Annotated in this window: 8 protein-coding genes; 2 read left to right on the forward strand and 6 right to left on the reverse strand. The window is 72.5% G+C overall.

Going from position 1 to position 12,458, the window contains the following annotated elements; all coding sequences use genetic code 11:
* Window positions 1–21: 21 nt before the first annotated feature.
* On the forward strand, window positions 22–1,371 hold the full coding sequence (locus ACQPZK_RS21325) for a hypothetical protein (RefSeq protein ID WP_433534700.1): 1,350 nt from the start codon (window positions 22–24) through the stop codon (window positions 1,369–1,371).
* Window positions 1,372–1,551: 180 nt separating this feature from the next.
* Here the strand turns inward: ACQPZK_RS21325 and ACQPZK_RS21330 are convergent, their stop codons facing one another.
* Genes ACQPZK_RS21330 through ACQPZK_RS21340 form a run of 3 tightly spaced genes read right to left on the reverse strand, consistent with a single transcriptional unit; the run spans window position 1,552 to window position 5,654 of the window.
* Window positions 1,552–3,291 carry a PucR family transcriptional regulator gene (locus ACQPZK_RS21330; RefSeq protein ID WP_433534701.1) on the reverse strand — a complete coding sequence of 580 codons (1,740 nt, stop codon included), beginning with the start codon at window positions 3,289–3,291 and terminating at the stop codon, window positions 1,552–1,554.
* A 43-nt stretch (window positions 3,292–3,334) separates the two neighbouring features.
* The gene (gene argG, locus ACQPZK_RS21335) at window positions 3,335–4,786 is read right to left on the reverse strand and encodes an argininosuccinate synthase (RefSeq protein ID WP_433534702.1); all 1,452 of its coding nucleotides are present in this window, start codon (window positions 4,784–4,786) and stop codon (window positions 3,335–3,337) included.
* Window positions 4,787–4,814: 28 nt separating this feature from the next.
* The gene (locus tag ACQPZK_RS21340; RefSeq protein ID WP_433539264.1) at window positions 4,815–5,654 is read right to left on the reverse strand and encodes a TrmH family RNA methyltransferase; all 840 of its coding nucleotides are present in this window, start codon (window positions 5,652–5,654) and stop codon (window positions 4,815–4,817) included.
* A 92-nt stretch (window positions 5,655–5,746) separates the two neighbouring features.
* Here ACQPZK_RS21340 and ACQPZK_RS21345 point away from each other — a divergent pair, with 92 nt between their 5' ends.
* Window positions 5,747–7,594 (forward strand): thiamine pyrophosphate-requiring protein, encoded by a 1,848-nt coding sequence (locus ACQPZK_RS21345; RefSeq protein ID WP_433534703.1) that lies wholly within the window; start codon window positions 5,747–5,749, stop codon window positions 7,592–7,594.
* Between the two features lie 253 nt (window positions 7,595–7,847).
* Here ACQPZK_RS21345 and ACQPZK_RS21350 read toward each other — a convergent pair whose 3' ends face one another.
* The 3 genes from ACQPZK_RS21350 to ACQPZK_RS21360 form a co-directional block, all read right to left on the reverse strand.
* Window positions 7,848–10,046 (reverse strand): transglycosylase domain-containing protein, encoded by a 2,199-nt coding sequence (locus ACQPZK_RS21350; RefSeq protein WP_433534704.1) that lies wholly within the window; start codon window positions 10,044–10,046, stop codon window positions 7,848–7,850.
* 219 nt (window positions 10,047–10,265) lie between these two features.
* Window positions 10,266–11,036 (reverse strand): hypothetical protein, encoded by a 771-nt coding sequence (locus ACQPZK_RS21355; protein ID WP_433534705.1) that lies wholly within the window; start codon window positions 11,034–11,036, stop codon window positions 10,266–10,268.
* Window positions 11,037–11,350: 314 nt separating this feature from the next.
* Window positions 11,351–12,457 (reverse strand): SPFH domain-containing protein, encoded by a 1,107-nt coding sequence (locus ACQPZK_RS21360; RefSeq protein WP_433534706.1) that lies wholly within the window; start codon window positions 12,455–12,457, stop codon window positions 11,351–11,353.
* Window position 12,458 lies beyond the last annotated feature (1 nt).

A 12,458-nucleotide genomic window follows, 5' to 3' on the forward strand; every position in this document is an offset into this window, starting at 1 on the left:
AACCAGGGCCTAGTATGGCGTGTGCCCAACGAGCAGCTCCGGCGGATGGACGCCTTCACCTTCCCGTCCTACTCGATCGACTTCGCCACCGGCGAGGTCTTGTTCGACTACGCGCTGACCGGCCCGGCCGGTGAGCAGCGGTTCACCGAGGTGATCACACTCCCGCTGCCGGCCGAGCCGCCGTCGGACGAGACGGTGGCGACCCTCAACCGGGTGCTGGAGGTGCTGCACCTCGTCGCCGGCGTCAGCTACTACAAGGCCGCCGCGCCGCCTCGGCTGGTGCTGCCGGCGCCGCTGGGCGCGGCCACCGTCGACTACGTCACGGCCGTCTACACCAAGGGCCTCGCCGAGTACGCCTACCGCAACGAGCTGCCGTACGTGCTGGAACTGCGTCCGGAGGTGCCGGCCGGTGACGTGACGCCGGCCCGGGCGTACGACAACTCCGACCGTCGCCCGCTCTCGGCTGTCGGCGGCGGCAAGGACTCGATCGTGAGTTTGGAGGCGCTGCGCCGCGCCGAGCTGGACCCGGTGCCGTTCTCGGTGAACCCGAACCACGTGATCGTCTCCGTGAACGAGGCGTCCGGGCTGACCCCCCTCGCCGCCCGCCGGCGGATCGACCCGGTGCTGTTCGACCTCAACGCCGCCGGGGCGCTGAACGGCCACATCCCGGTCACCGCCATCAACTCCCTGATCGCGGTGGCGACCGCCGTGCTGCACGGTCTGGGGCCGGTGGTGATGTCCAACGAGCGCTCCGCGTCCGACCCGAACCTGATCTGGAACGGTCACGAGATCAACCACCAGTGGTCCAAGGGCGTGGAGGCCGAAGGACTGCTGCGGGGGGCGCTGGCGGAGCACGCCGGGCTCACCGAGCCGTACTTCTCCCTGCTGCGGTCGCTCTCGGAGCTCCACATCGCCCGGCTGTTCGCCGAGTTCACGCGCTACGACGACGTGGTGACCAGCTGCAACGCCGCCTTCAAGCTGCGTGACGCGTCCGAGCGCTGGTGCCGGAACTGCCCGAAGTGCCGGTTCGTCTTCCTGGCCATGGCGCCGTTCATGCCCCGGGAGCGGGTCACCCACATCTTCGGCGGCGACATGCTCGCCGACCCGGACCAGATCCCCGGCTACCGGGAGCTGCTGGGCGTGGACGGGCACAAGCCGTTCGAGTGCGTGGGCGAGGTCGAGGAGTCGGTGGTGGCGCTCGGCCTGCTCGCCGAGCAGGACCAGTGGCGCGACGCCCCGGTGATCAAGGCCCTGGTCGAGGCCGTCCCGGAAACGGCCTGGTCCGCGGTGGCGCACACGGACGTCTTCACCCCCGGCGGCCCCAACCACATCCCCGAAACCTACGCAAAAGCCCTAACCTCCCTCTCCTAACCCCCACCCCCACCCCCACCCCACCCCACCCCACCCCGCCCCCACCCCGCCCCCGCCCCACCCGGCCCGGCCTCCGCCGGTGATCATGAAGTTATTGCCACTCACCTCGGCGTGTCGCCGCAATAACTTCATGATCACCGGGGTGTAGGGCGGGGGTGCGGGGTGGGGGTGGGTGGGTTTTTAGGGGGTGCGGACTGCTTCCAGGGCCAGGAGGGCCACGTGGAGGGAGAGGCTGGCCTCCACCGAGTCGAGGTCCACGTCGAGGATGCGGGCGATGCGAGCCAGTCGTTCGTAGAAGGCCGGTCGGGACAGGTGCGCGGCGGCGGCGCCGGCGGACTTGTTGCGCCCCTGCTCCAGGTACGCGCGCAGGGTGTCGAGCAGCCGCTCCCGGGGGTGCTGGGCGTCGTACTCCAGGAGCGGACCGAGTTCCCGCTCGACGAAGGTCTGGAGTCGGGGCTCGTCGCGCAGCAGGTGCAGCAGCCCGGCCAGGCCCACGTGCGGCAGCCGGAAGACGGGCAGGTCGCGCCGGTCCCGGCGGGCGGCCTCGGCGATCTGCCGCGCCTCGACGAGCGACCGCCGGGCCTCGCGCAGGCTGCTCACCCCGGACCCGGCGGCCACGATCAGACCGCCGGACGCGCCGCCGGCGCCGCCCCGGAGCGGATCACCGCCCAGCCCCGAGCGGGACGGGTCGGTGCCGGACGCGGCCCGGCCCGTGGCGGCGTCGAGGCGTACCCGACGAAGGGCCTCGGCGAGCGCGGACAGCGCGCGGTCCTCGGTGGCCGGGTCGGTCAGGGCCAGCAGCGCGCCCACCGAGTTGTCGTCGACGGCGCTGGTCAGCGCCGTCAGTCGGGCCTCCCGCAGCGCCTGGCCGACGGCCTCGGACAGGTCGCGTAGCCGGGCCTGGCCGGCCTCGGGGCCGCCGTCGGCGGCCGGGTCGTCGGCCCGGTGGCGGACCATCACGCCGACGAGGTGCCGCCGGTCCAGCGCCACACCGAGCGCCTTGGCGCGCAGCGCCACCTCGTCGACCGGCCGGGAGTGGTCCAGCAGAGCGGTGAGCAGGGTGCGGTGGAGCTGTCGTTCCAGCCCTTCGGCGTCGCGGCGGATCAACCGGCCCAGCGCGAGGGTCGACGCGGCCCGCTCGACGAGGATGCTCAGCCGGTTGGGGGGAGCGGCGCTGGGCGCGTCGCCGCTCGCCGGCCAGCGCAGCAGCAGCCGCCCCCAGTCCTGCCCTCGGGCGCCGACGACGGTCACCAGCCAGCCGCTGTCCGGGTCGTACGCGGTGCGCCCGGCGGGCCGGATGCGCCGGGAGTGCTGCTCCCAGCCGTCCAGCAGCAGCTCGGCGCTCTCCCCCGCCGGGTCGTACCCGAGGACCTGCCGGGACAGGTTCTCCAGCACGACCGGGCAACCGGACAGCTCGACGGCCTGCCGGATCACCTCGGCGGCGTCGGCGCCCTCGACGGAGAGGTCGGTGAACCGCTGGTGGATCTCCTCGGCGGCCCGTAGCTCGGTGAGCTGCGCGTCGACGATCAGCGCGTGCACGGCCTCGGTGATCCGCACGAACGGGGTGGCCCGGCGCAGCTCGACCAGCGGTAGCCCGCGCCGCTCGGCGGCGGCGGTCATCACCCGGGGTACGCCGCTGACGTAGCGGCGGCCCAGTTCGACGACGAGGCCGGAGACGCCGACGTCGGCGAGGTCGCCGATGAACGCGCGCAGTCCCGCGTCGTCGGCCGGCAGCCCGATGCCGGTGGTCAGCACCAGCTCGCCACCGCCGAGGAGGGTGGCGATGTCGGGGACTTCGGCGACGTGCACCCAGCGGACCGGCCGGTCCAGCCCGGAGTCCCCGCCCACCACGCGCGGAGCGCCGTGGCGGACGGGGTCCAGGGCCAGGACCTCACGGACGGTAGGGAACACGGCCGACACGCTACCGTCCGTGACCCTCGGGCTCGACCGGCCGGGTACCGGATCAGTCGACGCCGAACTCCATGGCCGCGCGGTCGAGCGCCTCGTCCTCGGCGGTGGCGACGCCCCGGGAGGCGATCGCTTCCGCGCCGCCCTCCGGCATCGCGCCGATCAGCCCGGTGGAGGCCGCCTGCGCGGCGCCGATCATCCGCTCGCTTCCCGCGCCGCCGACCATGCCGAGGGAGGCGTACTGCTCCAGTTTGGCCCGCGAGTCGGCGATGTCGAGGTTGCGCATGGTGAGCTGCCCGATCCGGTCGGACGGGCCGAACGCCGAGTCCTCGGTACGCTCCATCGACAGCTTGTCCGGGTGGTAGCTGAACGCGGGACCGGTGGTGTCGAGGATCGAGTAGTCCTCGCCCCGGCGCAGCCGCAACGTCACCTCGCCGGTGACCGCGGTGCCGACCCAGCGCTGCAACGACTCGCGCAGCATCAGCGCCTGCGGGTCCAGCCAGCGGCCCTCGTACATGAGGCGGCCGAGGCGGCGACCCTCGTTGTGGTAGTTGGCCAGGGTGTCCTCGTTGTGGATGGCGTTGACCAGCCGCTCGTACGCGGCGTGCAGCAGCGCCATCCCGGGCGCCTCGTAGATGCCCCGGCTCTTGGCCTCGATGATCCGGTTCTCGATCTGGTCGGACATTCCCATGCCGTGTCGGCCGCCGATGGCGTTGGCCTCCAGCACCAGGTCGACGGCGCTGCCGAACTCCTTGCCGTTGATCGTCACCGGGCGGCCCTGGTCGAAGCCGATCGTGACGTCCTCGGTGGGGATCTCCACCGACGGGTCCCAGAACCGCACGCCCATGATCGGGCTGACCGTCTCGATGCCGGTGTCGAGGTGCTCCAGGGTCTTCGCCTCGTGCGTGGCGCCCCAGATGTTGGCGTCCGTGGAGTACGCCTTCTCGGTGCTGTCCCGGTACGGCAGGCCGCGCTCGAGCAGCCACTCCGACATCTCCTTGCGCCCACCCAGCTCGGTGACGAAGTCGGTGTCGAGCCACGGCTTGTAGATGCGCAGCATCGGGTTGGCCAGCAGGCCGTAGCGGTAGAACCGCTCGATGTCGTTGCCCTTGAAGGTCGAGCCGTCGCCCCAGATCTGGACGTCGTCGGCGATCATCGCGCGGACCAGCAGGGTGCCGGTCACCGCCCGACCCAGCGGGGTGGTGTTGAAGTACGCCCGTCCACCGGAGCGAATGTGGAAGGCGCCGCAGGTCAGCGCGGCGAGGCCCTCCTCGACCAGGGCGGCGCGACAGTCGACCAGTCGGGCGACCTCGGCGCCGTAGCTGAGCGCACGGCCGGGGACCGAGCCGATGTCGGGCTCGTCGTACTGGCCGATGTCAGCGGTGTACGCGCAGGGGACGGCGCCCTTGTCGCGCATCCACGCGACCGCGACCGAGGTGTCGAGGCCGCCGGAGAAGGCGATGCCGACACGTTCGCCGATGGGCAGGGAGGTGAGAACCTTGGACACGGGGAAGATTATTCAACAAGACGCATGGTCATGCAAGCGGATCGCCGCGTCCCAGTTCCCAGAACGCCACGGCCGCCGCGGCGGCGACGTTCAAGGAGTCCACTCCGCGCCGCATCGGGAGGACCACCCGCACGTCGCTGGCCGCCTGCGCCGCCGCCGTCAGGCCGGGCCCCTCGGCGCCCAGCAGCAGCGCGGCCCGCTCGCGCTGCGCCGGGGTCAGGAGCTGCATGGGTACGGCGTCCGGCGCGGGCGTCATCGCGAGGACGGTGAACCCCGCCTCCCGTACCTCGTCGAGACCGGCCGGCCAACGGTCGAGCCTGGCGTACGGCAGCGCGAAGACCTCCCCCATGCTGACCCGCACGCTGCGCCGGTAGAGCGGGTCGGCGCAGGACGGCGACAGCAGCACCGCGTCGACGCCCAGCGCGGCCGCGCCGCGGAAGATCGCGCCCAGGTTCGTGTGGTTGTTGACGTCCTCCAGGATCACGACCCGGCGCGCGCCGGCGAGCACCTCGGCCGCCGTCGGCAACGGACGGCGGTGGAAGGACGCCAGCACCCCCCGGTGTACGTGGAAGCCGGTGGCCTTCTCCAGCACGTCCTGGGTGGCGGCGTAGACGGGCGCGTCGCCGGTGTCCAGGTCGGCGAGCTGGTCGACGCGCTTGGCGTCGACCAGGTACGACCGAGCCGGATAGCCGGCACGTAACGCCCGGCGCAGCACCAGCTCACCTTCGGCGATGAACAGGCCGTGCGGAGGCTCCCAGCGGGTGCGCAGCTCGACGTCGGTGAGCGCGCGGTAGTCGGCGATCCGGTCGTCGTCAGGGTCGGTGATCTGGTGGACGGGCACCCGACGATTCTGCCGGACGTCCGGCAGCCGCCCCGACGTCCGCCCGGCGGGGGTGTTTTGTCCGGTCGAGAAGGGGAACGACCGGTCGAGTACCGGACCGGACGGGAAGGACCAGCCAGGTGAGCACAGACCACACGGCACCGGCCGAAGGGGGCACCCTGCCCCGCCGTCCGACCGTCGCGGACCACATCGTCTCCCGCCTGTTCAGCTGGGGCGTACGCCGCTACTTCGGCTATCCCGGCGACGGCATCAACGGCATCACCTCGGCCCTGCAACGCACCAACGAACGAGCCCAGTTCGTCCAGGTCCGGCACGAGGAGACCGCCGGGTTCGCCGCGTCCGCCCACGTCAAGTACGGCGGCGGGCCGCTGGGCTGCGCGCTGGTGACCAGCGGCCCCGGCGCCATCCACCTGCTCAACGGCCTGTACGACGCCAAGCTCGACCACCAACCCGTGGTCGCCCTGCTCGGGCACACGGCGGTCACCGCCGAGGGCGGCGGCTACTACCAGGAGGTCGACCTGCTGGCCCTCTACAAGGATGTGGCGGCGGCGTTCCTGGCCCAACTCGACCACCCCGCGCAGGTACGCCACCTCGTCGACCGGGCCTGCCGCACGGCGCTGGCCCGGCGTACCGTCACCGCGCTGGTGCTCCCCTCGGACATCCAGGACGAGCCGGCCGTCGTGGACCCCCCGCACGCTCACGGCTACTACCACACCAGCAACGTGCCGAGCAGCACGCCGACCGTCCCGCCGACCGCCGACCTTCGTCGCGCGGCCGAGGTGCTGCGCGGCGGCGAGCGGGTGGCCATGCTGGTCGGCCAGGGCGCGCTCGGCGCCGAGGACGAGGTACGCGAGATCGCCCACCGGCTCGGCGCCGGGGTGGCCACCGCGCTGCTCGGTTTCGCCACCGTCGACCACCGCGAACCGTGGGTGACCGGCGCGATCGGGCTGCTCGGCTCCCGGCCGAGCTGGCAGCTCATGACCGGCTGCGACCGGCTGCTGATCGTGGGCAGCAACATGCCCTACTCGGAGTTCTACCCACCGCCCGGCCAGGCCCGCGCGGTGCAGATCGACCTGGACGGCACGCAGCTCGGCCTGCGGTACCCGACCGAGGTGAACCTGACCGGCGATGCCCGCCCCACCCTGCGGGCGCTGCTGGACGAGCTGGGCCCCGGTCCCGGACCGACCGCCTGGCGGGCGGAGATCGCCGAGGCCACCTCGGCGTGGCGACGCGCCCAGCGCGACCTGGCCGAGCAGACCGCCGACCCGGTCAACCCGCAACTGCTGTTCAGCACGCTCAGCGACCGACTCCCCGACGACACGATGCTCGCCGTGGACTGCGGCACGGCGACCGCCTGGTACGCCCGGCACGTGCAGGTCCGGCCCGGGATGCTGGCCAGCCTCTCCGGCACGCTGCTGTCCATGGGCGGAGCCATGCCGTACGCGCTGAGCGCCAAGTTCGCCCACCCGGACCGGCCGCTGATCGCGTTGATCGGCGACGGGGCCATGCAGATGAACGGCGTCAACGAGCTGATCACGGTGGCGAAGTACTGGCGCGGCTGGGCCGACCCGCGGTTCGTGGTGCTCGTGCTCAACAACCGGGACCTGGCGTTCGTCAGCTGGGAGCAACGCTCCAGCGAGGGCACGCCGATGTTCCCGGACAGCCAGCAGCTCCCGGACATCGGCTACCACCAGTGGGCGCAGGTGCTCGGCCTGCACGGGGAACTCGTCGACGCGCCGGAGCAGGTGGCGGGCGTCTGGGACCGGGCGCTCGCCGCCGACCGGCCGGTGGTCATCAACGCGCTCGTCGACCCGGCCGAGCTGATGCTGCCGCCGCACTTCACCGCCGAGCAGGCCCGCAAGACGGCGGCGGCGGTCCTGCGCGGCGACACCGACTGGGCCGGCATCATCCGCCGCGGTCTACCCGCGACGATAGCCAGCTACCGCCCCCGCCGCCGCGAACGCTGAACCCGCCCCGCAGCCCGCCCCGCCACGCGCCCGGTGCGAGGCCCCGGCCCCGGCCCCGGCCCCGCCCCGGCCCCGCCCCGGCCCGCCCCGGCCCCGGCCCGGGCCCGGGCCCCGGCCCGGGCCCCGCGATCTTGCACTTTCTGTGGCGACAAAGGAACACGAAAGGTGCAGATCGACAACCGAAAGTGCAAGATCGGCGAGGCGAGGCGGGGCGGGGCGGGCGAGGCGGGCGGGACAGCGAGTAAGTCAGGGGTCAGCCGCGGCGGTTGAGCCAGCGCTCCAGGGGGGACAGGGGGTCCTCGGTGGGGGGTTGTTCGCGGTTCGGGACCGTGGGGCGCTCCACCGGGCGGCGGGGCTCGCCGGCCAACTCCTTGCTGGGCGGCGCGAACGCCTTCTCCGGCTGGCCCTTCACGGCGGTGGCGATGACCCGGGCGACCGCGTCGATCACCTTGCTCTGCACCGCCGAACCCACCGAGTCGGCCGGGTCGTCGGGGTTGGCCGCGATGCCGGCGACGGCCACCTGCGGGGTGAAGCCGACGAACGTCTCGGTGGCGTTCTCCTCCGAGCTACCCGTCTTGCCGGCCACCGGCCGGCCGTCGAGGATGCCGTTCACACCGGTGGCGGTACCGCCGTTGCACTGCCCGTACGACGACTGCTGACCCACCGGGCAGCGGGCCGCGTCGGTGGCGGCACGTGCCACGTCGGTGTCGAGGACCTTCTTGCAGGACGGTTCGCCGACCGGCACCTTCGTGCCCTTCGCGTCGGTCACCGAGACCACCGGCACCGGCGTGCAGTAGGTGCCCTCGGCGGCCACCGTGGCGTACGCGTTGGCCAGGTCCAGCGGGGTGGTCGCAGCCACGCCGAGGGTGAACGATCCCCAGTTCGCGGCGTTGTTCCTGGCGAAGGCGGCGTCCGTGTCGGCGCGGAAGGTGATGCCGAGCCGCTGCGCCATCTCGACCACCTTGTCCTGGCCCACCTGCTCGGCCAGCCACACGAAGTACGTGTTCACCGAACGGCCGAAGCCGTCCCACATCATCCGGTACCCGTCCATCCACTCCGGGTTGGCGTTGGCCGGGCACCAGTGGCCGTCACAACTGCCGGGCCCCTCGGCCGGGTACCGGGTGGCGAGCTTCGCAGGGGCGTCGAACCCGGTGGAGAGGGTACGACCCGACTCCAGCGCCGCGAGCATGGTGAACAGCTTGAACGTCGAGCCCGCCTGGTACCCGTCGACGCTGGCCCCACCGGAGATCAGCGGGTTGACGGTGTTCGGGTAGTTGGCCTGCCCGGCCGGATTGTCGGCGAGGCTGTAGTGCCGGTTGACCGCCATGGCGAGCACCCGACCCGTGCCCGGCTGGACGGCCGCGATCGGCAGGGCGCGCTTGTTGTCGTACCCGTAGACCTTCGTGGCCTGTTGCTGCGCGGTGGCCTGGATCTTCGGGTCGAGCGACGTGACGACGGTGTAGCCGCCCGCGCGCAGGGCCTGCTCGCGCTCGGCGGGCGTGGCGCCGAAGGCCGGCTGGGTCAGCCACCACCGACGCAGGTAGTCGCAGAAGTACCCCCAGTCGTCGTGGCCCTGGGCGACGGCGGTGCAGCCGTTGGGCTGCGCCGTGGGGTGCAGGGCCAGCGGTTCCGCCTTGGCCTGGGCGGCCTGCGCGGCGGTGATCGCCCCGGTGGCGACCATCGAGTCCAGCACGTACGACCGGCGGGCGAGGGCCTGGTCCTTGTCGCCGCTGATCGGGCTGTACGCGTCCGGGGACTGCACCAGACCGGCGAGCAGCGCCGACTCGGCGAGGGTCAACTGCGCCGGCGTCTTGCCGAAGTACCGCTGGCTGGCCGCCGCGATCCCGTACGCGCCGGAGCCGAAGTAGGCGATGTTCAGGTACCGGCCGAGGATCTCGTCCTTGCCGAGGCTCTTGTCCAGCGCGCCCGCGTACCGGATCTCCTGGATCTTCCGACCGACGGTGGGGTCGGTCGCGGCGGCGCGCTCCTCGGCCGTGCGGGTGGGGTCGGTCTTGAGGACGTTACGGACGTACTGCATGGTCAGCGTGGAGCCGCCCTGCTCGGTGCCGCCGCCCTTGACGTTGGCGACCAGCGCCCGGGCCAGGCCGCGCAGGTCCGCGCCGCCGTGGTCGTAGAAGCGCCGATCCTCGGCCGCCACGATCGCCTGCCGCATCACCGGCGCGATGTCCGCCAACGCGACGTCGGTGCGGTTCACGTCGTAGAACGTGGTGAGCAGCGTCTTGCCGTCGTTGGCGTAGAGGTAGGAGCGCTGCGGCGTCGCCGGGGTGCGCAGCGCGTCCGGCAGCGCGGCGTACGAACCGAGAGCGGCGCGCGCGGTGAACCCGACCAGCAGATTGCCCGGCAGCGCCGCGATGGCCAGGACCAACCCGGCCAGCACGCCGGCGAGCAGCACGGTGAACAGCCGCGACAGCGGCGAGCGAGGGGCGGCCATGCAACCCAGGATTGCCACAAATAACGCCAACCGACCACCCCCGAAGCCGGATTGTCAGCAACTTCACGGCCCCCCACCAGCCAATCCCCACCCCCCACCCCCACCGCCCACCCCCCACCCCGCCCTCAGCTCGGTGATCAAGAGGTTTGCGTCAGATAAGGGCCGGTTCTTGACGCGAACCTCTTGATCACCGGGGAAAGGGGGGCGGGGGCGGCGCGGTCAGGCGGTTGGGGGCGTGTCGAGGCTGGCGTTGGCCGCGTCGTGGGCGGTTTCGCGGGGCATGAGGCGGCCGCTGCGGTAGCCGATGCCGATGCCGGCGATCAGTACGAAGATCGCGCCGAACGTCTGGAGCGACCCGATCAGGGCGCCGCCGAGGCCGAGCAGCGGCGCGGCGATGATCAGCATGACCCCGTCGCCGAGGCTGAAGGTGCCCGAGCGGGCCACCGCCCACCCGGTGAGGAACCAGCCCACGCTGTAGAACGTCGCGCCGAGCAGGACCAGCGACCGCGCGGTGGTGCCGAAGACCGGCGTCTGCTCCTCGAATCCGGCGAACGGCAGCATCAGCACCGTGCCGGCGATGCTGACCAGCAGCCCCGCGGCGGCCACCCGCCGGCTGCGGGTCGCGGCCAGCAGGCCGGTGAGGGCCAGCAGCGCGAGCAGGCCGAGCCAGACCGCCGCCACCCAGCCGATCAGGTACACCGCCTGGCCGTCCGCCGGATACGGGTCGTTGCCCACCCCACCGTCGCTGGCCATCGCCACCGCGCCGTAGAGGATGGCGTACGCGGGCAGCAGCCACACCGCGGCCCGCGCGAACCGGCGTACCGACCAGGCCCAACTGGCGTTCGTGGCGGGCGCGAGCGGGGTGGGCTCGCCGACGAAGGGCAGTACGCCGAAACCGCCGCCACTGCGCCGGGAGCCCAGCGGCGCGACCGGGTCGTGCGCGCCGGGCACCGGGGCCGAGGACCACATCCGATTCGCCGGATCCTTCATGCGTCACCTCGCTCGTCCACGAGCGGTGCGAGACGCGCCGGGGCGCCCCGATTGCCTGGTCACCACCCGTCCTAGGACCGATCGTGGCAGGCGTCGGAGCGCCCCATGAGTCTTTCTCGCATTTACCTCGGCAACCGGCCGGCGTGCGGAAGCCGGCCCTGCCCGCGCCGGGCGGCCGTGCTAACTCGACGCCGCCGGCCGCGCTCACCCGGCGGTCAGCGCCGCGTGGCCGCCCGCGGTCAGCGCCGCGCGGCGGCCCGCGGTCAGCGCCGCGCGGCGGCCCGCGGTCAGCGCCGCGCGGCCCGTGCGACGGGTCAGCCGCGCTCGCGCTGGTCGGTCGGGTCGTTGACCAGGCTGTCCGGGGTGACCGGCTCCGGCGCGGGCAGCCCCTGCGGCTTGTTGCCGCCGGTGGCCTGCGCCTCGGCGACGCGTACCTCGTCGTGGATCTGCTGGGCGGCGGCGGCAGCAGCCTGCGCCGCCTCCGCGGCCTCGCGCTCCACCTGGCTCGCGTGGTCGGCGGCCTCCGGCGCGGGCAGGTCCCCCACCATCTGGCTCAGCCCGCCGAGCGCGCCGCCCATGCCCTCCAGTGCCTTGGTCAGCTCGGCCGGGACGATCCAGACCTTGTTGGCGCTGCCCTGTGCGATCTGCGGCAGTGCTTGCAGGTACTGGTAGGCGAGGACCTTCTGGCTCGGGTTCGCCTGGTGGATCGCGTCGAACACCGTGCGGATCGCCTTCGCCTGACCCTCGGCCTGCAGGATGCGGGCCTGCCGGTCACCGTCGGCCCGCAGCACCGCGGACTGCTTCTCACCCTCGGCGGTGAGGATCTGCGACTGCTTGTGCCCCTCGGCCGTGAGGATCGCGGCGCGACGGTCCCGTTCGGCGCGCATCTGCTTCTCCATCGAGTCGCGGATGCTGGCCGGCGGCTCGATCGCCTTGATCTCGACCCGGGTCACCTTGATGCCCCAGCGGCCGGTCGTCTCGTCCAACACCCCGGACAGGTGCCGGTTGATCTCGTCGCGGCTGGTCAGCGCCCGCTCCAGGTCGAGCGAGCCGATCACGTTCCGCAGCGTGGTCACCGTCAACTGCTCGATGGCCTGGAGGAAGCTGGAGATCTCGTACGTCGCCCGGACCGGGTCGACCACCTTGAAGTAGAGGACCGTGTCGATCGAGACCACCAGGTTGTCCGAGGTGATCACCGGCTGCGGCGGGAAGCTGACCACCTGCTCGCGCATGTCGACCTTGGTACGGACGGCGTCGATGAACGGCACCAACAGGTTGAGACCGGGGCTGAGGGTGCGCTTGTACTTGCCGAGCCGTTCCACCACGTCATGGCGCTGCTGCGGCACGATCCGCACCGCCTTGGCCAGCGTTATCACGGCGATCAGCGCCACCGCGATCACCAGCACCCCGATTATCGTCATC

Origin of the sequence: Micromonospora sp. CA-249363 (assembly GCF_050950185.1) — a bacterium.
Taxonomy (GTDB): domain Bacteria; phylum Actinomycetota; class Actinomycetes; order Mycobacteriales; family Micromonosporaceae; genus Micromonospora.

Bases quoted from the DNA above. Each gene is read 5' to 3' on its own strand.
- ACQPZK_RS21350 (WP_433534704.1), bottom strand. From the start codon at position 10,046: ATGGCCGCCCCTCGCTCGCCGCTGTCGCGGCTGTTCACCGTGCTGCTC.
- ACQPZK_RS21355 (WP_433534705.1), bottom strand. From the start codon at position 11,036: ATGAAGGATCCGGCGAATCGGATGTGGTCCTCGGCCCCGGTGCCCGGC.
- ACQPZK_RS21360 (WP_433534706.1), bottom strand. From the start codon at position 12,457: ATGACGATAATCGGGGTGCTGGTGATCGCGGTGGCGCTGATCGCCGTG.